Annotated in this window: 17 protein-coding genes; 12 read left to right on the top strand and 5 right to left on the bottom strand. The window is 43.5% G+C overall.

Annotated features, from left to right (window positions below; translation table 11 throughout):
* Positions 1–67: 67 nt before the first annotated feature.
* Together era and der are read left to right on the top strand one after the other, a co-directional pair.
* On the top strand, positions 68–970 hold the full coding sequence (gene era, locus ACILP5_RS09540) for a GTPase Era (protein WP_395618416.1): 903 nt from the start codon (positions 68–70) through the stop codon (positions 968–970).
* Positions 971–981: 11 nt separating this feature from the next.
* Complete coding sequence (der, locus tag ACILP5_RS09545; protein WP_395618417.1) at positions 982–2,304, top strand: ribosome biogenesis GTPase Der; 1,323 nt, start codon at positions 982–984, stop codon at positions 2,302–2,304.
* On the opposite strand, the gene ACILP5_RS09550 is transcribed toward der, so the two are convergent.
* Entirely contained in the window at positions 2,284–3,321 is a 1,038-nt protein-coding gene (locus ACILP5_RS09550) for a WD40/YVTN/BNR-like repeat-containing protein (protein ID WP_395618418.1), read from the bottom strand. The two genes, der and ACILP5_RS09550, sit on opposite strands and share 21 nt — an antisense overlap.
* A gap of 107 nt (positions 3,322–3,428) precedes the next feature.
* Here ACILP5_RS09550 and ACILP5_RS09555 point away from each other — a divergent pair, with 107 nt between their 5' ends.
* Positions 3,429–5,099, top strand: coding sequence for a glutamine--tRNA ligase/YqeY domain fusion protein (locus tag ACILP5_RS09555; protein WP_395618419.1), 1,671 nt, complete (start codon positions 3,429–3,431; stop codon positions 5,097–5,099).
* Here the strand turns inward: ACILP5_RS09555 and ftsY are convergent, their stop codons facing one another.
* The 3 genes from ftsY to rpmG form a co-directional block, all read right to left on the bottom strand.
* A complete protein-coding gene (gene ftsY / locus ACILP5_RS09560) occupies positions 5,100–6,077 on the bottom strand; it encodes a signal recognition particle-docking protein FtsY (protein WP_395618420.1) in 978 nt (325 codons plus the stop codon). It lies immediately after the preceding gene.
* 100 nt (positions 6,078–6,177) lie between these two features.
* Positions 6,178–6,330 (bottom strand): DUF4295 domain-containing protein, encoded by a 153-nt coding sequence (locus ACILP5_RS09565; protein ID WP_109324168.1) that lies wholly within the window; start codon positions 6,328–6,330, stop codon positions 6,178–6,180.
* A gap of 8 nt (positions 6,331–6,338) precedes the next feature.
* Positions 6,339–6,521: a 50S ribosomal protein L33 gene (gene rpmG, locus ACILP5_RS09570; RefSeq protein ID WP_223131507.1), complete on the bottom strand. Its 183-nt coding sequence runs from the start codon at positions 6,519–6,521 to the stop codon at positions 6,339–6,341.
* A 134-nt stretch (positions 6,522–6,655) separates the two neighbouring features.
* On the opposite strand from rpmG, the gene ACILP5_RS09575 reads away from it, so the two are divergent.
* From ACILP5_RS09575 to lon, 7 genes are all read left to right on the top strand, one after another.
* Positions 6,656–7,870 carry an NADH-quinone oxidoreductase subunit D gene (locus ACILP5_RS09575; protein ID WP_395618421.1) on the top strand — a complete coding sequence of 405 codons (1,215 nt, stop codon included), beginning with the start codon at positions 6,656–6,658 and terminating at the stop codon, positions 7,868–7,870.
* A 1-nt stretch (position 7,871) separates the two neighbouring features.
* Entirely contained in the window at positions 7,872–8,849 is a 978-nt protein-coding gene (locus tag ACILP5_RS09580) for a polyprenyl synthetase family protein (protein WP_395618422.1), read from the top strand.
* Positions 8,850–8,866: 17 nt separating this feature from the next.
* Positions 8,867–9,481: a rhomboid family intramembrane serine protease gene (locus ACILP5_RS09585; RefSeq protein ID WP_395618423.1), complete on the top strand. Its 615-nt coding sequence runs from the start codon at positions 8,867–8,869 to the stop codon at positions 9,479–9,481.
* Positions 9,478–10,638, top strand: a complete 1,161-nt coding sequence (locus ACILP5_RS09590; protein ID WP_395618424.1) for a 1-deoxy-D-xylulose-5-phosphate reductoisomerase — start codon at positions 9,478–9,480, stop codon at positions 10,636–10,638. The genes ACILP5_RS09585 and ACILP5_RS09590 overlap by 4 nt, the downstream gene beginning before the upstream one ends.
* Positions 10,639–10,644: 6 nt before the next feature.
* The gene (gene rseP / locus ACILP5_RS09595) at positions 10,645–12,036 is read left to right on the top strand and encodes an RIP metalloprotease RseP (protein ID WP_395618425.1); all 1,392 of its coding nucleotides are present in this window, start codon (positions 10,645–10,647) and stop codon (positions 12,034–12,036) included.
* Complete coding sequence (locus tag ACILP5_RS09600; protein WP_395618426.1) at positions 12,037–12,516, top strand: DUF6702 family protein; 480 nt, start codon at positions 12,037–12,039, stop codon at positions 12,514–12,516.
* 80 nt (positions 12,517–12,596) lie between these two features.
* Positions 12,597–15,092: an endopeptidase La gene (gene lon / locus ACILP5_RS09605; protein WP_395618427.1), complete on the top strand. Its 2,496-nt coding sequence runs from the start codon at positions 12,597–12,599 to the stop codon at positions 15,090–15,092.
* Here lon and ACILP5_RS09610 read toward each other — a convergent pair.
* Positions 15,053–16,975 carry an ATP-dependent DNA helicase RecQ gene (locus ACILP5_RS09610; RefSeq protein ID WP_395618428.1) on the bottom strand — a complete coding sequence of 641 codons (1,923 nt, stop codon included), beginning with the start codon at positions 16,973–16,975 and terminating at the stop codon, positions 15,053–15,055. The genes lon and ACILP5_RS09610 overlap by 40 nt on opposite strands.
* Positions 16,976–17,074: 99 nt before the next feature.
* On the opposite strand from ACILP5_RS09610, the gene ACILP5_RS09615 reads away from it, so the two are divergent.
* Together ACILP5_RS09615 and uxuA are read left to right on the top strand one after the other, a co-directional pair.
* Positions 17,075–18,538 carry a DUF4301 family protein gene (locus tag ACILP5_RS09615; protein WP_395618429.1) on the top strand — a complete coding sequence of 488 codons (1,464 nt, stop codon included), beginning with the start codon at positions 17,075–17,077 and terminating at the stop codon, positions 18,536–18,538.
* 184 nt (positions 18,539–18,722) lie between these two features.
* Complete coding sequence (gene uxuA, locus ACILP5_RS09620; protein WP_395618430.1) at positions 18,723–19,913, top strand: mannonate dehydratase; 1,191 nt, start codon at positions 18,723–18,725, stop codon at positions 19,911–19,913.
* Positions 19,914–20,115 lie beyond the last annotated feature (202 nt).

Below are 20,115 nucleotides of genomic sequence, written 5' to 3' on the forward strand. Positions count from 1 at the left end.
AAAAACAAGTATCTTTGTAGAAATTATTCTTGCCTATCCTTTTTGAGGCAGTTTTTAAGTATATTTTATGACCCCCGAACACAAAGCAGGCTTTATCAGTATTATTGGAAAACCCAATGTGGGGAAGAGTACGCTGATGAATGCATTAGTGGGGGAAAGGCTTTCGATTGTGAGCTCGAAGGCGCAGACTACGCGTCACCGGATTTTGGGGATGTTAAATGGAGAGCACAAGGGTACTGAATACCAGATCGTTTACTCAGATACGCCTGGGGTTTTATTACCTAAATACGAATTACATAAATCCATGATGTCTTTCGTTAAAAGCTCCATAGAGGATGCGGATGTAGTGTTGTATGTGACGGATGTGTTTGATGAATTTGAAGATTTGGACTTTTTGACCAATTGGAAAGATTTTACAGAAACTCCTATTCTTGTTTTATTAAACAAGATTGATTTAGTGACCATAGAGAAATTGGAGGAAAAGGTCGCGTATTGGCAGGGGATTTTCCCAGGCCGTCCGATTATCCCCATATCGGCTTTGGAATCGGTTCATTTGGACCAAATCTTTAGCCACCTCATGGAACATTTGCCAGTTCATCCGCCCTTTTTTGATAAGGACGAGCTGACAGATAAACCAGAAAAATTCTTTGCCTCCGAAATCGTTCGGGAGAAGATTTTCATGAACTATAAAAAAGAGATTCCTTACTCGTGCGAAGTAGTGGTGACCTCCTTTAAAGAGGAGCCTACCATTTTACGGATTGCTACGGAAATCTACGTGGAGCGAGTATCGCAAAGAGCGATTATCATCGGGCACAAAGGGGAAAATATCAAGAAAGTGGGTATCCAGGCAAGAGAAGATTTAGAGAAGTTTTTTGGTAAAAAAGTATTTTTAGAGCAGTTTGTCAAAGTGGAGCCGGATTGGCGTGCGAAGACCGACAAGCTGCGTTCATTCGGGTATTCACTCGATTAATTTAACAACGAATGTCAAATATTATTGCAATTGTGGGGCGTCCCAATGTAGGGAAATCTACTTTGTTCAATCGCTTGATTGAACAAAAGAAAGCTATCATGGACAATGTGTCCGGGGTGACGCGCGACCGCCATTATGGTTACGGTCAATGGATAGGACGTTTCTTTACCGTGATTGACACGGGAGGTTACGTGCATGGTTCAGAAGATAAATTTGAAGGAGCGATACGCGAGCAGGTAGAATTAGCCATTGAAGAAGCGGCGGTTTTATTGTTTGTCGTAGATTGCTCTACGGGTTTAACAGATTTAGATAAGGATTTCGCGAACGTTTTACGTCGCTCGAAGAAGCCTGTTATCTTGATCGCGAATAAAGCCGATACTCACGAGAAGGCTTATGCTGCCGCTGAATTTTATGAATTAGGCTTAGGCGATCCATTTGCGATCGCTGCTGAAAGCGGAAGTGGTACAGGTGACATGCTCGATGTGATGGTTTCTCATTTTAAGGATGAAGGAATTGAAAATCCAGAATTAGGGATTCCTCGCGTGGCGATCTTAGGTCGTCCGAACGTGGGAAAATCCTCTTTCTTGAATGCGATCTTAGGTAAAGATCGCTCTATTGTGACAGATGAAGCTGGAACGACGCGTGATGCGATTCAAAATCACTACACGATGTTTGGGAAGGATTTCATCATTACAGATACAGCCGGTATTCGCCGAAAAGCGAGAATCGATGACAACATCGAATACTATTCGGTCTTGCGTTCGATGAAGGCTTTGGAAGAATGCGATGTAGCGATTATTATCATTGATGCGACCACGATAGACCCGTTAACGGGACTAGAGGCGCAGGATATGAACATTGTCAGCATGGCGGACAAGGCGAAGAAAGGTATCGTATTGATGATTAATAAGTGGGATTTAGTGGCAAAAGACACGAATACCGCGATTCAATTAGAGAAAGCGATCAAGGAGCGTATGGCGCCTTTGAACTATATGCCAGTCATCTTTACATCGGTCATGGAGAAGAAGCGTATCTTCCAAGCTTTGGAGTTAATGCTTAAGGTCTATGAAAACCGCACGCAAAAGATTTCGACATCGAAATTAAACGATGTGATGCTGGAGGTGATTCAAAGTTATCCACCACCAGCCTGGAAAGGAAAATACATTAAGATTAAATATTGTACGCAGGTTTCGACCCCGTATCCGACCTTCATTTTCTTCTGCAACTTACCGCAGTACATCAAGGAAAGTTACGAGCGTTACTTGGAGAATCAGATGCGTAAAGCCTTCAATCTAGAGGGAACGCCTATTTCGTTATTCTTTAGAAAGAAATAGTTGTTGTATTTGGGAGAGGCTGATGAAACCGATTTGGCCTCTTCCCCCTACACCATAAATTCGATCTCCCACCTGACAAATGTTATGGTAGGGACTTTTTCCTAGGCTAATCCATTGCTTTTTGAGGGTGTCAAATGCCGAGCTTTCCGCCGGCCCCGATAGAATCCAATACGGATCAGCCCATAAGATTTTCTCCACATAATACGCTGGAGCATTCACTACTTTCACCCAAGACATTCCGGCATTTTGACTCGCTAACACGGGAACCGGGCTTTCCTTAATGCGGGAGAAATTTCCCCCTGCAATCCATAGATTTTTTGCGTCGCGAACTCCTAGACTAAAAAAACCAGTCCCTTCTCCGCCTGGAATTTCCGCGTAAATGCTTTCCCACTTCATTGCCTCCTTGCTAAATAACACTCTCGCTTTTTCGCCGCCACCCGTCACGATATAATAACCTTGTTTCGTTTTCTGTAAGCTCGATCCGCTGGCAGCAAACGCAGCTTCTCCTTTCTGTAATTCTGGATGGCTCGTCGGGTTCACTAATTGATAGTTGCGCCCCTTATTATTAATCCGAATCAAACCATAAAACGGCCCTGCCGGATCAGATAAGATCAACCCTTGTTTACCTTCCCAAATGATTGCATCGAAGAAATAGCCTTTCTCTTTGATTTGATAGGCCAGTTTCCAGTTTTTGCCCCCGTTTTCAGTTCGGTAAATTCGAGCTGCTCCATTTTCAGCTGGACCCGCGCTCATCAGTAGGACAGTTTGGTCATCAAGGATGGCTAGGTCACGAAAGTCTAAGGAGTCCGCACCTGGAACGGTACTTACGCTGAAATTCGTACCTCCATCGCTCGAATGAATCACGGTTCCGCGCGTTCCTCCTATCCAAATGTGCTTCCCATGAGAGCGAATCGCTCGGAAAGAAGCTTTGGTCTCTAGGGTGATGGGTGTCCATTGGGCTAGGCCTTGGAAAAATCCACAAATAAATAAAGCGAGTAATAGGCTGTTTTTTCTCATATCGATAAAGCGTTGCAAATTACGGATTTTGGCAAATAATGTTTATTTTTGAACCTTATAGCTTAAAATTTATTCGTCGACACGAAAAGGAACACGAAAAATAATACATGGAAGAATTAAAACCCAAATCCCTGAATTTCTTAGAAGAAATCGTTTCTGAGGACATCGTGTCAGGAAAATACCCGAAAGGTATTTTGACTCGTTTTCCACCGGAGCCGAACGGCTACTTGCACATTGGTCACGCGAAAAGTATTTGCTTGAACTTTGGGCTAGCGCAGCGTTTTGGAGGGGGAACTAATTTGCGTTTTGATGATACGAATCCGGTGACGGAGGAAACAGAATACGTGGAGTCGATTAAGAAAGATGTTTCTTGGTTAGGCTTTAGTTGGGCAAATGAATTGTATACATCCGATTATTTCGAGGATTTATACCTATTTGCAGAAAAGTTAATTTCACTTTCTTTGGCCTATGTGGATGATTCTTCGGCGGCAGAAATTGCCGCTCAAAAAGGGACACCTACTTCTCCAGGAGCGAATAGCCCCTATAGAAACCGGAGTGTGGAGGAAAATTTGGCCTTATTCCGTGACATGCGTGCCGGGAAATATGCCGATGGCGAGAAAGTTTTACGGGCGAAAATCGATATGGCACATCCGAACATGCACATGCGTGATCCCTTGATGTACCGCATCCGCCACGTGAAACACCACCGTTCAGGCGACAAATGGTGCATCTACCCGATGTACGATTTTGCACACGGTCAAAGTGATTCCATCGAAGAAATCACCCACTCAATCTGTACCTTAGAATTCGACGTTCACCGTCCATTATACGACTGGTTCTTAGATAAATTAGGGATTTTCCCTTCTCATCAATATGAATTTGCGCGCTTGAACTTATCTCACACCGTGATGAGTAAGCGTAAATTACTGCAATTAGTAAACGAGAAAGTAGTGAATGGCTGGGATGATCCTCGCATGCCTACGATCTCCGGTTTACGTAGACGTGGATTTACTCCGGCATCGATTCGCAATTTCTGCGAGCGTATCGGGGTAGCGAAACGCGACAATTTGATCGATTTGAGTTTACTGGAATTCTGTATTCGCGAAGACCTAAACAAGTCAGCTGATCGAGTTATGGCTGTTTTAGACCCGATTAAATTAGTCATTACAAATTATCCAGCCGATAAAACGGAAGATTTGCAAATTGAAAATAATCCAGAGGCAGAGCTAATCACGAAGCGTTCTGTTCCTTTCTCGAATGAATTATACATTGAGCGAGAGGACTTCATGATCGATCCTCCTAAGAAGTTCTTCCGTTTAGGAGTGGGCTTGCAGGTGCGTTTGAAAGGAGCCTATATCGTGACGTGTACGGATTTCAAAACGGATGCGGCAGGGAATGTGACAGAGGTGCATGCGGAATACATCCCAGAAAGTAAGTCAGGTCAAGATACAAGTGGCATCAACGTTAAAGGAACGATTCACTGGGTTTCTGTCGCTCATGCGGTGGAGGCTGAGGTGCGTAATTTTGATCGTTTGTTGATCGTGGAGGATGCCTCAGAATTAGGCGATGATTTCATGAAATTCATCAATCCGGAATCCTTACAAATTGTACCTAAAGTCTATGTGGAACCAGGTTTGAAAGCGGCGAAAGAGGGTCAAGCGTTACAGTTTATCCGCAAAGGATATTATAGCTTAGATGCGGATTCGACTACTGATAAGCTGGTATTTAACCGCACGGTTACCTTGAAAGATACTTGGGCTAAAGAAAAGGCGAAGTAATTATTTTTTCGCGAAAAGCGAATCCACGAAAGTGGTCTTGTTGAATACTTGGAGATCGGAGATTTTTTCTCCCACTCCGATGTATTTAACAGGGATCTTGAATTGATCCGAAATTCCAATCACCACACCACCTTTAGCGGTTCCGTCCAGCTTCGTAATCGCTAGCGAGGTAATCTCGGTTACTTTCGTGAACTCTTGGGCTTGGATGAAGGCGTTTTGGCCTGTAGAACCATCTAAAACCAGCATCACCTCGTGTGGAGCTTCTGGGATAAACTTCTGAATGACGCGCTTGATTTTACCTAGCTCAGTCATTAAATTAACCTTCGTATGTAGACGTCCCGCTGTATCGATGATCACGATATCTGCGTTCATGTCCACCGCTTGCTTTACCGCATCATAAGCTACTGCTGCTGGGTCCGTGTTCATTCCGTGATCAATTACGGGAATTCCCACACGTTCTCCCCACAACTTCAATTGATCGACTGCTGCCGCACGGAAAGTATCTGCCGCTCCTAACACGACTTTTAATCCATTTTGGTGGAATTGGGAGGCTAGCTTACCAATGGTGGTGGTTTTACCTACGCCGTTCACCCCCACGACCATGATGACGTAAGGTTTTTGGGCAGGTTCAGCGAAGGCATTCTCTAAAGAAGAGGATTGATTTTCTTCTAAAAGAGCTGCGACTTCTTCGCGTAATACTTTATCTAATTCTTCGGTGGAAACGTATTTATCGCGTTCTACGCGGCGCTCGATGCGCTCGATGATCTTCAACGTGGTAGCGACACCCACATCAGACGTCAATAAAATCTCTTCTAATTCGTCTAATACCTCCTCATCTACTTTCGATTTTCCCACTACCGCACGACCGATTTTAGAGAATAAACCGGTTGAGGTTTTCTCTAAACCTTGCTCTAACGCTTGAATCTCTTCTTGCTGTTGCGGTTCTGGTTTCTTTTTAAAAAAATCGAATAATCCCATGGGGTCTGTTGTATTTCGATACGAAGGTAAGCAAAATAAAAAAAGTCCCTTCAAGAAGGGACTTCAATTTTTTTAAGATAGGGTAACGGGTATTGAAAAATTAGTTTTTCAACGCTGCGTTAACTTCATCTTGAAGGATGATTTCTTCTTTGAAGGTATAAGCTCCTGTGGTAGGATTCTTAACTGCCTTAATGATCTTAGCGTACTTAACGCCACCTTCTTTCTTCAGAGTTGCAACTACTTTCTTAGCCATGGGTCAACCTATTTAATTTCTTTATGTAAAGTAACTTTTTTCAAAACAGGGTTGTATTTTTTTAACTCAATACGTGCTGTTGTGTTTTTACGATTTTTCGTAGTGATGTAGCGAGACATGCCTGGAAGACCAGTTTCTTTGTGCTCAGTGCATTCTAAGATAACTTGAATGCGATTTCCTTTCTTTGCCATAATAGATAAATCATTTATCCGCCTCTGCTCGAAACGGAATGCAAAGGTAGAAGAATTTCTTTTTTTCCCAAAGCCTTTCCTAAAAATACCCTAAAAAATTTATTTTTACCCATTAGATTTCCCATTTTTGTTTAATGAATCCCATCCAGTATCAATTTCTTCCCGAAAATTTTGAGAATTCTGATCCGAATAAATTTCGGGTAGAGGATTTGAAATCGGAGGAGATGATTATCTCGCTTGGGCCCCAACATCCATCGACCCATGGAGTTCTCCGTTTAGAGGTGATTTCAGATGGGGAATGGATTAAGGAAGTCGTTCCTCACCTAGGTTATTTACACCGTTGTTTCGAGAAGCACGCTGAAGCGCTGCCTTTTAACCAAATCATCCCTTACGTGGATCGTTTGGACTATATGGCAGCGATGAACTCGGAGCATGCTTATGTGATGGCTGTGGAAAAGATGCTGGATTTGACAGGCAAATTGCCCAAACGAATCGAGTACATTCGTGTACTGGTAGCAGAATTGAATCGTATCGCATCGCATTGCGTCGCAATCGGCACCTATGGTTTAGATATTGGCGCCTATACCCCTTTCTTATGGCTAATGCGGGATAGAGAGGATATTCAGCGCTTGCTAGAATGGCTATCGGGGGCGAGGATGTTGTATAATTATGTGTGGGTAGGAGGATTGTTCTATGATTTGCCTGTAGGTTTTGAAGAGAAGGTGCAGCAATTGATTCCAGTAATCAAAAACACGATTAAAGAAGTAAAACAACTAGTAGAAGATAACAGTATATTCATTAAGAGGACCGCGAATGTAGGTGTTTTGCCCCTGAATGCGGCAATTAATTATGGCTGTACGGGTCCGGTATTGCGGGGTTCGGGCTTGCCTTTTGACCTACGTCGCATCGATGGCTATTCGGTATATCCAGAACTAGAATTTGATATTCCAGTAGGAGAGGGTGCGATGGGAACAGTGGGGGATTGTTGGGATCGAAATCACGTTCGACTTCGCGAATGCGAGGAATCTGTGAGGATTATGGAACAATGTTTAGTGGCCTTGCTGGGGGATGAAAAAAGGACGAGGGAGTTTGATCCTCAGGCTTTGGTCCCTAAAAAGATCCGTCCTAAGGCGATGGATGCCTATGTGAGGGCCGAAAATCCGAAAGGGGAACTCGGATTCTTTATTCGAACAGACGGCCGCTCTGATATTCCAGAACGCTTGAAAGTGCGCGCATGCTCTTTCCACCACCTTTCGGTGTTGCCTTATTTGGCGAAAGGAACGTATTTAGCAGATTTAGTTGCCATCATCGGATCCTTGGACTTAGTGATGGGAGAAGTAGATAGATAAGATGAACAAAGCATTTTTAGCAGCCCTCGAAGAGGAAATTAGTCGTTTAGATATAGGCCAAAACCCTAGTGAGCTCTACGACCCCATTCATTATTTAATGAGTTTAGGCGGCAAGCGGATTCGCCCTGTCCTTTGTTTATTGACTTATTCCCTGTTCAAATCCGACTGGGAAAAGCAGGTTCCAGCGGCTCTATCGGTGGAAATCTTCCACAATTTCACCTTGATGCACGACGATATTATGGACAAAGCTCCTCTGCGTCGCGGTAAGCAAACGGTGCACGAAAAATGGAATGACAATATTGCCATTCTTTCTGGCGATGTGATGCTGGTGAATGCCTACCAATACCTGAATAAGGTGCAAGGTTTGAGCCTAGAGGCATTTCAGCACTTGTTAGGTCGTCTTTCCCGCATCGCAGCGGAAGTGTGTGAGGGACAGCAATTCGACATGAATTTCGAGAGCCGTGACGATGTGAAAGTAGAGGAATACATTGAGATGATTCGTTTGAAGACCTCTGTTTTGATCGGATTTTCGATGGAAATGGGGGGCTTGTTAGCCTCGGTTCCTGCTTCAGTGAGTGATTCTTTGTACCGCATCGGAGAAACGATCGGCCTTGGATTTCAATTAAAAGACGATTTATTAGACGTATATGGCGATCCGGAGAAATTTGGGAAACAACCAGGTGGAGATATTTTGGCCAATAAAAAAACCTATTTACTGATAAAAGCGTTCGAGAAAGCGACCGGATCTACGCTCGCTTTGCTGGAAAATTGGGTGGCAGCTACGGACTATGTGGCGGCAGAAAAAGTACAAGCAGTGACTGCAATTTATGATTCTTTAGGTTTGAAACAGGAAACGGAAGGAGTCATCGCTTCTTATTTCGATTCAGCTTTCGAAGAAATTCAAACCTTAGCTATTTCCGAAGACCAAAAATCAGCCTTAGTAAAGTTCATGAGTGGGTTGGTTGATCGAGAAGTTTAACGTAGTTTTGTTGTTATATGGTCTCGATTGTACTTATCGCTGTGACGGTTATCATTTCCCTTATTGCTTGGCAAAAGCCGGACTTAATGGGTAAAATGCTGATGAACCCCTACCGCATTCAACACAGAAACGAATATTGGCGTTTTGTTAGCTCAGGATTTATCCATGCTGACTTTACGCACCTATTTTTTAATTTGTTTTCCTTCTTCTTTTTTGGGGTTCAATTAGAGCAGATTTTTAATCAATTATTTCCGTCCATCGCGTCGGAATTGTACATCTTGTTTTATGTGCTTGCAATCGTGGTGGCAGATTTGCCTACCTTTTTCAAACAGAAAAATAACCCTAATTATAACTCATTAGGTGCCTCAGGAGCGGTTTCAGCCGTGATATTTGCGGGAATTTTATTCTTCCCGACAGAGAAAATCTATTTATTCGGTTTCTTCGGAATACCTGGATTTATCTATGCCGGTTTGTTTACTTGGTATTCGGTGGAAATGGATAAACGTAGTCGTGATTTCGTGAATCACAGCGCACACTTGTATGGGGCCTTGTTTGGAATCGTTGCGATGACGCTGTTGTATCCACAAGTGTGGGTAAGTTTTGTGGAACAAATAACCGCGATGCTTCGATGAAAAGAATTGCGATTTTAGGTAGCACGGGTTCCATCGGAACACAGGCCTTGGAGGTAATTGCGGAGCATCCATCCGAGTTTGCGGTCGAAGTTTTAACTGCCCAAAACCAAGCTGACCTACTCATTACCCAAGCTTTAGCCTGGAAACCGGCCCATGTGGTGATTGGGAATGAGGCGAAATATCAAGAAGTTCTACAAGCTTTATCGGGAAAAGGGATTCAGGTTCATTCTGGTGCGAAAGCTCTCGAAGAAGTGGTGACTTTGGATTCTGTCGATATCGTATTAACGGCCTTAGTAGGTTATGCAGGTTTATTGCCCACCGTGAAAGCGATCAAAGCAGGAAAGCCAATTGCCCTAGCGAATAAAGAAACTTTAGTGGTGGCGGGAGCCCTGATTATGCCCCTAGCTCGGGAGATGGGTGTACCTATTTTACCTGTCGATTCAGAGCATTCGGCCATATTTCAATGTTTGATGGGCGAGTCCCATAATCCGATTGAAAAAGTGATATTAACAGCTTCAGGTGGTCCTTTCAGAGGATTTAGCCGAGAGCAATTAGCCCAGGTGACACGGGCTCAAGCCTTGAAACATCCCAATTGGTCGATGGGCGCGAAGATTACGATCGACTCCGCTAGTTTGATGAACAAAGGGTTAGAGGTGATTGAGGCGGCTTGGTTATTTGATGTAAAGCCCTCCGAAATCGAAGTAGTCGTACATCCCCAATCCATTGTACACTCTTTAGTTCAGTTTGAAGATGGATCAATCAAGGCGCAGCTGGGTTTGCCTGACATGAAATTGCCGATTCAGTTTGCCTTAGGCTACCCGAATCGAATGAAGGCTAATTTCCCTCGTTTTGATTTTAGACAGTATCCGTCCTTGACTTTTGAGCAGGCAGACTCACAGACTTTCCGTAATTTAGGGCTTGCATTTCAGGCCCTAGAAAAAGGCGGAAATCAAGCTTGTTTATTGAATGCGGCGAATGAAGTGGCAGTGGCGGCCTTTTTAGCTGATGAAATTGGGTTTTTAGCGATGTCTGATTTGAATGAATTTTGTATGAATCAGGGAACTTTTATTGCGAATCCGACATTAGAGGATTATATTGAAAGTGATCAATTAAGTAGAATCATGGCCCAGGAATGGGTGGATAAAAATAGAAAATAGCGAATTATGGAAGGTTTAGTGATGGCAGGACAACTGATTTTAGGGTTGTCAATTTTAGTAACATTGCATGAATTTGGTCATTATATTACGGCCAAATGGTTTAAAATGCGCGTCGAGAAGTTCTATCTTTTCTTCGACTTTATGTTCCCAATCCCCACCCTTTTGAACTTTGCCTTATTCAAAAAGAAAATTGGCGATACCGAATACGGCTTAGGTTGGTTCCCATTAGGCGGCTATGTTTCCATCGCTGGTATGATTGATGAAACGCAAGATGCAGCGACCTTAGCGAAAGATCCTGAACCTTGGGAATTTCGGGCTAAACCTGCTTGGCAGCGTTTAATCGTGATGCTTGGGGGTGTAATCGTGAATGTAATTACGGGTGTGGTGATCTTCGTTTGCTTGACTTATTCGAATGGGAATAACTTTATTTCGAAAGAAGAGTTAAATAAAAACGGAATTGTGGCTTTGGAATTAGGGCAACAAATCGGTTTGAAAACGGGTGATAAAATCATTCGTGTGAATGGGGCTGATTACAAGCAATTGTCTGATTTACGGGCTTCAGATGTCTTATTAGGCGAGAATTCGTCTTATACAGTGCTACGCGGAGACCAAACTTTGGAGATCAAAATCCCATCGAATTTCATCGAAAAATTAAGCGATAAGAAAGCGGGTTTTATTGAACCAGTGGCAGCATTCAAAGTAGCAGAAGTGGCTGCGCCGGAAGAGCCAGGTTTCTTCGATAAGTTCTCGGCTTCGAAGCCCTCGGAATTATTACCAGCATTTGCTGCGGGATTGAAGAAAGGGGATGTGATCACTTCGGTAGATTCGACTCCGGTACATTTTTACCATGAGGTAAAAGAACTGCTTTCAAAGCGCGCTGGCAAGCCGATTCGCTTAGGTATTCAACGCGGCGGCGTGGCAGATACGCTAGCTATGCAAGTGGCTTCCTCTGGCCAAATTGGCTTTATACCTGAGATGTTAATTCAGGTAACCCGCGAAGATTATTCGTTTGCTGAGGCCGCGAGTATTGGAACAGGTCGTGCCTTCTCTGTCATCACAGATAACGTCAAAGGTTTCAAGAAAATAGCCTCAGGTGATGTTTCGGCATCGAAAGCCTTGAGCGGTCCTATTGGTATCGCCCAAATGTTCGGTGGCGTATGGGATTGGAATCGATTCTGGATGTTAACAGGATTATTATCCATGGCTTTGGCCTTCATGAACATCTTGCCTATTCCAGCTTTGGATGGAGGACACGCGATTTTCTTACTCTATGAAATGGCGACTGGGAAACCAGCCTCTGAAAAGGTGTTGGAAAAAGCGCAGCAGGTGGGCATGATTATCTTGCTAGCCTTGATGGCTTATACGTTTGGAAACGATATCTTTAAAGCCTTTTTCTAATTGAAACTGCTGGTTCTGTTTTTGGGTCTATTTTCTCCAGATTTCCACCCCTTTCACAGTTCGGTGACGGAGATGAGCTATAATCAGAAGGACCAAAGCTGGGAAATTAGCATTCGCCTGTTTCAGGATGATCTAGAGCAAACCATGAGCTCGAACTTAGGAAAGAAATTTCGAATGATTCCGGGAGATGAGGCCTCTGAAAAAGCCTTAGAAAACTATGTGCGTAAGCACGTTGGATTTCGAACCGGGAAGCAAATTTCTACCCCTTATCGCTGGTTAGGCACAGAGCAACAACAAGACGTGATTTGGGTTTATATTGAAATTCCAAGCACATCTGACTTAATTGGATCCTATCTCGAGAATTCCTTATTGTTAGATGAGTTTGAAGATCAAACGAACCTTGTTTCCTGGTCTTTTCAGGGCCAAAAGAAGTCCTATCTTTTTCGTAAAACTCAGGAGGTTCAACAATTATCAAGATAATCATACTGCCATCTTGTCGTTTGGCATAAAAATTGATTAATATCGTCTGCTCATTGAGGAGCAGAATTTAAAAATGTGGTATGAATAATCCAAATGACCTTTTTAAGCATTTACAGCTTTCTGAGATGTCTGATTTTGAAAATATTGAATTGATTCCCATCGGGTCAGAAGGGATGGATAATGATGACAAAATGGGCGTTTTGTCAGACCAATTGCCTATTCTTCCTATTCGCAATATCGTCTTGTTTCCCGGAATGGTGATTCCAATTACGGTCTCTCGCCAAAAATCTGTTCGCCTCGTAAAGAAAGCCTACAAAGGCGATCGTACGATTGGTGTATTAGTTCAAGCGAATAATTCGAAAGAGGAGCCGACTCCAGATGATTTATATAAAATTGGTACAGTCGCGCACATTGTAAAAATGTTCGTTTTACCTGGTGGTAACACGACCATCATCGTACAGGGTCGAAAGCGTTTTGAAGTAAGTGAATTCATCAAAACCGAGCCCAATCTGGTAGCTCGTGTTTCTTACATAGAGGACACATTCCCTAAGAAGTTAAATAAGGAAAATAAGGCACTGGTTTCTACACTGAAAGAGTGCGCTTTAAAGATATTGAATCTCAACCCAGAGATTCCCCGCGAGGCCCAAATTGCCTTGGACAACATCGAATCTTCTGCTTTTTTAGTCCACTTCCTTTCCTCGAATATCAATGCGGAATTGAAGGAGAAGCAAGCTTTATTAGAAACCTTAGATGGAATCGAACAAGCGACTCACTTGCTTGAGCACATGTTGAAAGACATTCAGCATTTGGAGTTAAAGCGTGAAATTCAGAGTAAAGCCTCTAGTGATATCGACCAGCAGCAACGCGACTATTACATTCGCCAGCAGATCAAAGTCTTACAGGAGGAATTAGGCGTGGAGAGTCCTGAGCAAGAATTGGACGGCTTGCGTGCAAAAGGGGCGAAGAAGAAGTGGTCGAAAGAGGTAAATGATTTCTTCCAAAAAGAATTATCCAAACTACAACGCACGAATTCGATGTCCGGGGAATACCCGATGTTGATGAATTACGTCGAGTTATTAGCTGATTTGCCTTGGGGAGAATTCACAAAAGACAATTTTGATTTAGCGAAGGCGAAAAAGGTATTGGATGCAGATCATTTTGGCTTAGAAAAAGTAAAGGAACGCATCATTGAATACCTAGCGGTATTGAAGATGAAGGGCGACATGAAAGCGCCTATATTATGTCTTTATGGCCCTCCGGGTGTAGGAAAGACGTCATTAGGACGTTCGATTGCGAAGGCTTTAGGTCGTAAATACGTGCGCATGGCCTTAGGAGGTCTTCGGGATGAGGCAGAAATCAGAGGGCACCGAAAAACCTATGTGGGCGCGATGCCAGGCAAGGTGATTCAGAGCATCAAAAAAGCGGGATCATCGAATCCGGTTTTCATCTTGGATGAGATCGATAAGGTAGGTTCAGACCACCGCGGCGATCCTTCGTCTGCTTTATTAGAGGTTTTAGATCCGGAACAAAATAGCGGATTCATGGATAATTACTTGGAGTGTGATTACGATCTATCTAGGGTGATGTTCATTGCGACTGCGAATAATTTAGATACCATTCACCCTGCCTTACGCGATCGGATGGAGATCATCGAGGTGAGCGGCTACACGATGGAGGAGAAAGTCCAAATCGCGAAAAAGCACTTATTGCCTAAGCAAAAGAAAGAACACGGTCTGGAGAAAGCGGAGTTCTCCATGAACGATGGCGCGATCCAAAAGGTCGTAGAAGGATATACGCGTGAATCAGGAGTACGTAAATTAGAGCAAGAGATTGGTCGCGTCGTGCGTAAAATCACGAAATTGATCGCGATGGACCAGGAATATCCGCACAAAATTTCAGCTACAGAGGTAGTTAAATTATTGGGCCAGGAGCACTTTGATAAGGATTCTTACGAAAACAACGAATACGCAGGTGTTGTAACCGGTTTAGCGTGGACGCCAGTAGGAGGAGATATTTTATTCATCGAGACTTTATTGAACCGAGGGAAAGGCGTTTTAACACTTTCGGGTCAACTAGGCGATGTAATGAAAGAGTCCGCGATGGCAGCCTTGAGTTTCTTGAAGGCGCACTCGGAGGAATATGGCATTGATTACCGCATTTTCGACCAATACAATTTGCATATTCACGTTCCAGCGGGTGCTGTGCCTAAAGATGGTCCATCTGCCGGTATTACGATGCTAACGGCGATTGCTTCAGCTTTAACTCAGCGCAAGGTGAAATCGAAGTTAGCGATGACGGGTGAAATTACACTACGTGGAAAGGTGTTGCCGGTAGGCGGAATTAAGGAGAAGATTTTAGCGGCTAAAAGAGCGGGTATCAAGGAGATTATCATGTGCTCGAAAAACCGCAAAGATGTGGAGGAAATCGAGGCGCATTACATCTCAGATTTAAGCTTCCATTATGTAGACGATGCGAAAGAAGTGTTAGCCTTAGCTTTATTGAAAGAGCAGGTGAAGAGCCCCGTAAAATTTGTTTTTCAGGCAGAGCCGATGGCCAATTCGTCAGTGGCGTTATAGTGAATTTCGCCCATCTCCAAGCTGAATTGGATGATGCGAAGTGCCTCAGCTGAGGCCAAAGGGCGTAGGCATTCTACCAGATCCTGAACGGCTAAAGGTCCGTTTTTTAAATAAGTCAGAATCAATTTGCGTTCTGCTTCGAGGCCTTCGGGGATATTTTTCCCGGAGGCTTCTTTTTTACGCTGCAAGCAATGGTCACAAATGCCACAGCTTTGCTTCAACGACTCCCCGAAATACGAGGTAATCAATAGGGTCCTGCAAGCCTCCGGATGCTTGACATAATGAACCATGGCGTCAATTTTCTTTTTCGTCCGCTCCTTCTTCTTCAAATACTCCGACCAAAGAATCGGTAAATTTTCGATGTTCGCTCGGGGCGTTAGAAAGACGAGTTTAGGTAAGCCATTTTGCTTATCATATTCAATCAGTTCGAACTTCTCCAATAAAGCCAGGTTTCTCTCCACTTCCGCTTGTGGGATTTTAATTTGATTAGCGAAATCTGCCTCTGAGATACTGATGAATTGGGTGTACAAATTCCCCCCATAGATTCGAAGGAGCCCTTTTAAAAAGGATTCGAATTTCTCATTTCGAATTTGAAAATCATATAGTTCGGTCGAACTGACGATGAAGCGAATTTTGGAAGGGTTTTGGAATGCCTCATTCAATAGAATCAAACCTTCATTTTCGAGCATTTTTAGCGCGAAATAAGTTTGGGAGCTGGGTAAATTGAATCTTTGGCATAGATCCATCCAGTCAAAATCATAGCTCTGTAATTCCCCACTTCCTTCCGCTACTTGCAAATAATTAGAGACAGCCTGATACGTGCGCTTGATAATTTCAGCTGTCGGGAAGGATTTTTCCCATTGAGCAGTGAGGTCTAAAATATCTTTTTCCTCGTACAATATAGCTGCATAGGCTTTCTTTTCATCGCGACCTGCCCGGCCCGCCTCTTGGTAATAGGCCTCAATGGTATCCGGTAAATCCAAATGAACGACCAGGCGCACATCCGGTTTATCGATTCCCATCCCAAAAGCATTCGTCGCCACGATGCAATCAATTTTGCCTTCAATCCAGTCTTTTTGCCTCGAACTTCTCACCTCTGATGGCAAGCCCGCATGGTAAAAAGTGCTAGACAATCCGGCTTTAGATAAGACATCCGAAATCTCCTGCGTCCTTCGGCGATTTCGCACGTAGACAATAGAAGAACCGGGAACGCGTTGTAGCATGGAGCACAACTTTTTCTCTTTATCCGCCTCATATAAGACGTAGTAGGAGAGGTTAGCGCGGCTGAAGCTTTTTTGGAAGACTTGTTGATTCTTGAAATGTAACTTCTCTTGAATATCATTCTTCACTTCCTCGTTCGCGGAGGCAGTTAAAGCCACGCAAGGTACCATAGGAAATAACTCGCGGAAAGAGGCAATTTCGAGATAGGGTGGACGAAAATCGTAACCCCATTGTGAGATACAGTGTGCTTCGTCCACCACCAAAAGGCTGATATTCATTTGCTTCGCACGTTCGATAAACAGATCTGTTTTCAAACGTTCTGGCGAAACGTAGAGAAACTTCGTGTTACCGTAAATGCAATTATCGAGTAAAATATCGATTTGGCGTTTGCGGAGGCCGGAGAAAATGGCCGTGGCAGGAATTCCTCGGCGATTCAGCTGATCGACCTGATCCTGCATTAAGGCAATCAAGGGTGTGATAACGATGCAAATTCCAGGCATCGCTAAAGCTGGGACCTGGAAGCAGACCGACTTTCCTCCACCTGTAGGTAATAAGGCTAGCGTGTCCTGGCCTTCAAGTACCGAGTGAATGATCTCCTCCTGCAAGGGTCTAAAGGAGGTGTGTCCCCAGTATTTTTGCAATATGTCATTGATCTCTGCCATCGTCTAAACAAATCTACCAAAAAAGAATGAACTCCTCGAGCAGATTTTTAGGAATTCCTGCGAAGAAATTCTTATTTTTAGATACAAAAGAAAGCGTGTATGTTATCAGAGAAGGATTTAGCTCAATTATCGAAACGTGGAATTACACCTGCGGAAGTTAATCAACAAGTTGATTATTTTAAGTCAGGTTTCCCCTGGATGAATTTGGAAAAATCAGCCTCCATCGGAAATGGGATTTTTCAATTTTCCGATGCTCAGCTTCGGGAATTTATCGATCGTTTTGATCAGCAAAAATCGGCTCTTTCAATTTTGAAGATGGTTCCAGCCTCTGGTGCAGCCACTCGCATGTTTAAATCCCTGTTCGAATTTTTATCGACAGGCCAGGAAAACAAGGAGTGTACAAAGTTTTTTGACGTATTAGATCGCTTTGCATTTTACCCTGAATTAAGGGACTTGATGGAGGAAAAAGACGAATCGGCGGAAATTTTAACCCATTTATTGGGTAAGCAGGGCATGGATTATGGTCAAAAACCCAAAGGCCTTCTCGCCTTCCATTCCTATCCAGAAGGAGCTCGAACTCCATTAGAGGAACACATCGTGGAGGCAGCGGCCTATGCTTCGAACGGCAAAAAAGCCCGTTTACACTTTACGGTTTCCCCTGAACATCGTGCTGGTTTTGAGGAATTGGTTGCCAAACTTGCTCCAAAATGGTCCACAAAAACAGGTATCGATTTCGAAATCACCTTCTCTGAACAAAAGCCTACGACAGATACGATTGCCGTAAATCCAGATAATACGTTGTTCCGCGAGGCAGATGGGTCACTTCTTTTCAGACCCGCTGGCCATGGGGCCTTACTGGAGAACTTAAATGATCTAAAAGCGGATATCATTTTCATTAAAAATATCGACAATGTCGTTCCGGATGCATTAAAGCAACCGACGATAGAATATAAGAAAGCCTTGGGAGGATTGTTGCTTTGGATTTTGGAGGGCATCGAACACCTCGACAAGCAACTGCAAGAAAATCCAACCGAGGCAACGATAAAGGAGGCATTACAAGAGATGGCTACCTATTTAGGTTTTGTTCCGTCAGCAGATTTCGCGGCCCTAACGCAAACCGAAAAAGTCTCACAAATTCGTGCCATTTTAGCTCGTCCTACCCGCGTATGTGGGGTGGTGAAAAATACGGGTGAGCCCGGAGGAGGACCTTTCTGGTGCCAGGATGCGAAAGGGAATTTTACTTTGCAATTAGTGGAGTCGGCGCAGATCGATATGAAGGATGAAGCCCAAAAAGCCAAATTCCACCAAGCATCCCACTTCAATCCAGTGGATTTAGTGTGTGCTACACGTGGTTTGAACTTATTGAACTACCGCGATATGAATACGGGTTTTATCACCGATAAGACGAAAGATGGAAAAGAATTAAAGGCGATGGAATTACCGGGTCTTTGGAATGGTGCGATGTCAGATTGGAATACCTTATTTGTGGAAGTTCCTTTGGAAACATTCAACCCAGTAAAAACGGTGACCGATTTAGTGCGTCCCGCTCATCAAAATGAATAGGATATTTTTTTGTTTGAAAAAAAACTTCCTAATTTTGTCGCCCCTAGAAAGAGATTTTTAAGGAAGTATATAAATGCTTGATTACAAAAACCTTGCCCGGTTTCCAGGCAAGGTTTTTTATTTAATCTAGCACTAGGTAAAATTGTCTAACAAAAGCCTTTATAAGATTAGTAAACAATAAAATATGGCCTTAGAACAAACATGGAGGTGGTTTGGACCAAACGACCCCGTTAAATTATCCGATGTCCGTCAAGCTGGCGCAACTGGTATCGTGAGTGCATTGCACCAAATTCCAAATGGAACGGTGTGGGAATTGAAAGATATTCTGGAGCGCAAAGCCATCATCGAAGCGGCTGGTTTGACCTGGTCCGTGATCGAAAGTATTCCGGTGCATGAGGATATCAAAACACGTTCAGGTAATTATAAGCAGTACTACGAAAACTACAAGACTTCTTTGCGCAATGTGGGCAAAGCGGGTTTAGATCTCGTTTGCTATAATTTCATGCCCATTTTAGACTGGACTCGTACCGATTTAGATTTCCGTTTTCCAGATGGAAGTACAGGTTTACGTTTCGATGCGGCTGAATTCTGTGCCTTCGAATTATTCTTATTGAAGCGCCCAGGAGCAGAACAGCACTACACATCGGAGCAAATTGCTAGAGCTAAAAAATGGTTCGACGAATCGACACAGGGACAACACGAAAAATTAATTCGAAATATCATCGCCGGTCTTCCAGGTTCTGAAGAAAGTTTCACCTTGAAGTCATTCCAAGAAGCTTTGGATACCTATTCCGAAGTAGGGGAGAAGGAATTGCGTGAGAATTTATATGAATTCATTCGGGAGATTACGCCAGCAGCCGAGGAGGCAGGAGTTAATCTGTCAATTCACCCCGATGACCCTCCGTATCCGATTTTGGGTTTGCCGCGCGTGGTGAGCACAGAAAGTGATGCGGTTCAATTATTAAATGCTTACGAAAGTAACGTCAATGGACTTTGTTTCTGTACGGGAAGCTATGGAGTTAGAGAGGATAATGACCTAGTAGGAATGGTCGAGCGTTTAGGACACCGTTTCAATTTCATTCATTTGCGGGCCACTCGCCGTGATGAATTTGGCAACTTCCATGAAGCCGATCATTTAGATGGCGATGTGGACATGTTCGGAGTGATGAAAGGTTTAGTGAATGAGCAGAATAAACGGATTGCATCGGGTCGCAAAGATTACCGTTTGCCTTTCCGCCCAGATCACGGTCACCGCATGCTAGACGATTTACAAGAAGGGAAGAAGACGAATCCAGGCTACACGGCGATTGGTCGTTTACGTGGCTTAGCTGAACTGAGAGGTTTGGAAATGGGTATTCGCGGGTTTTTGAAATAATTTTCATTTTCCCCTTTTGATTTCTATATCTTATTGCTAACTTTGCACCCCCATTAGTGTGGGAGAACTCTATCTAATTGAGTCTGACGCGCTTGTAGGGATTAAAAGAATTTTAAAATTTAAACGGTAATTATTCCAAAATGCCAACTATTCAGCAATTAGTGCGCAAGGGACGTGAGCAAATGACTTGGAAATCTAAGTC

Origin of the sequence: Aquirufa sp. (genome assembly GCF_044239315.1) — a bacterium.
In the GTDB taxonomy this organism is placed as follows: Bacteria; Bacteroidota; Bacteroidia; order Cytophagales; family Spirosomataceae; genus Aquirufa.

Coding starts and splice junctions, on each gene's coding strand:
- era (WP_395618416.1), top strand. CDS start 68: ATGACCCCCGAACACAAAGCAGGCTTTATCAGTATTATTGGAAAACCC.
- der (WP_395618417.1), top strand. CDS start 982: ATGTCAAATATTATTGCAATTGTGGGGCGTCCCAATGTAGGGAAATCT.
- ACILP5_RS09550 (WP_395618418.1), bottom strand. CDS start 3,321: ATGAGAAAAAACAGCCTATTACTCGCTTTATTTATTTGTGGATTTTTC.
- ACILP5_RS09555 (WP_395618419.1), top strand. CDS start 3,429: ATGGAAGAATTAAAACCCAAATCCCTGAATTTCTTAGAAGAAATCGTT.
- ftsY (WP_395618420.1), bottom strand. CDS start 6,077: ATGGGATTATTCGATTTTTTTAAAAAGAAACCAGAACCGCAACAGCAA.
- ACILP5_RS09565 (WP_109324168.1), bottom strand. CDS start 6,330: ATGGCTAAGAAAGTAGTTGCAACTCTGAAGAAAGAAGGTGGCGTTAAG.
- rpmG (WP_223131507.1), bottom strand. CDS start 6,521: ATGGCAAAGAAAGGAAATCGCATTCAAGTTATCTTAGAATGCACTGAG.
- ACILP5_RS09575 (WP_395618421.1), top strand. CDS start 6,656: ATGAATCCCATCCAGTATCAATTTCTTCCCGAAAATTTTGAGAATTCT.
- ACILP5_RS09580 (WP_395618422.1), top strand. CDS start 7,872: ATGAACAAAGCATTTTTAGCAGCCCTCGAAGAGGAAATTAGTCGTTTA.
- ACILP5_RS09585 (WP_395618423.1), top strand. CDS start 8,867: ATGGTCTCGATTGTACTTATCGCTGTGACGGTTATCATTTCCCTTATT.
- ACILP5_RS09590 (WP_395618424.1), top strand. CDS start 9,478: ATGAAAAGAATTGCGATTTTAGGTAGCACGGGTTCCATCGGAACACAG.
- rseP (WP_395618425.1), top strand. CDS start 10,645: ATGGAAGGTTTAGTGATGGCAGGACAACTGATTTTAGGGTTGTCAATT.
- lon (WP_395618427.1), top strand. CDS start 12,597: ATGAATAATCCAAATGACCTTTTTAAGCATTTACAGCTTTCTGAGATG.
- ACILP5_RS09610 (WP_395618428.1), bottom strand. CDS start 16,975: ATGGCAGAGATCAATGACATATTGCAAAAATACTGGGGACACACCTCC.
- ACILP5_RS09615 (WP_395618429.1), top strand. CDS start 17,075: ATGTTATCAGAGAAGGATTTAGCTCAATTATCGAAACGTGGAATTACA.
- uxuA (WP_395618430.1), top strand. CDS start 18,723: ATGGCCTTAGAACAAACATGGAGGTGGTTTGGACCAAACGACCCCGTT.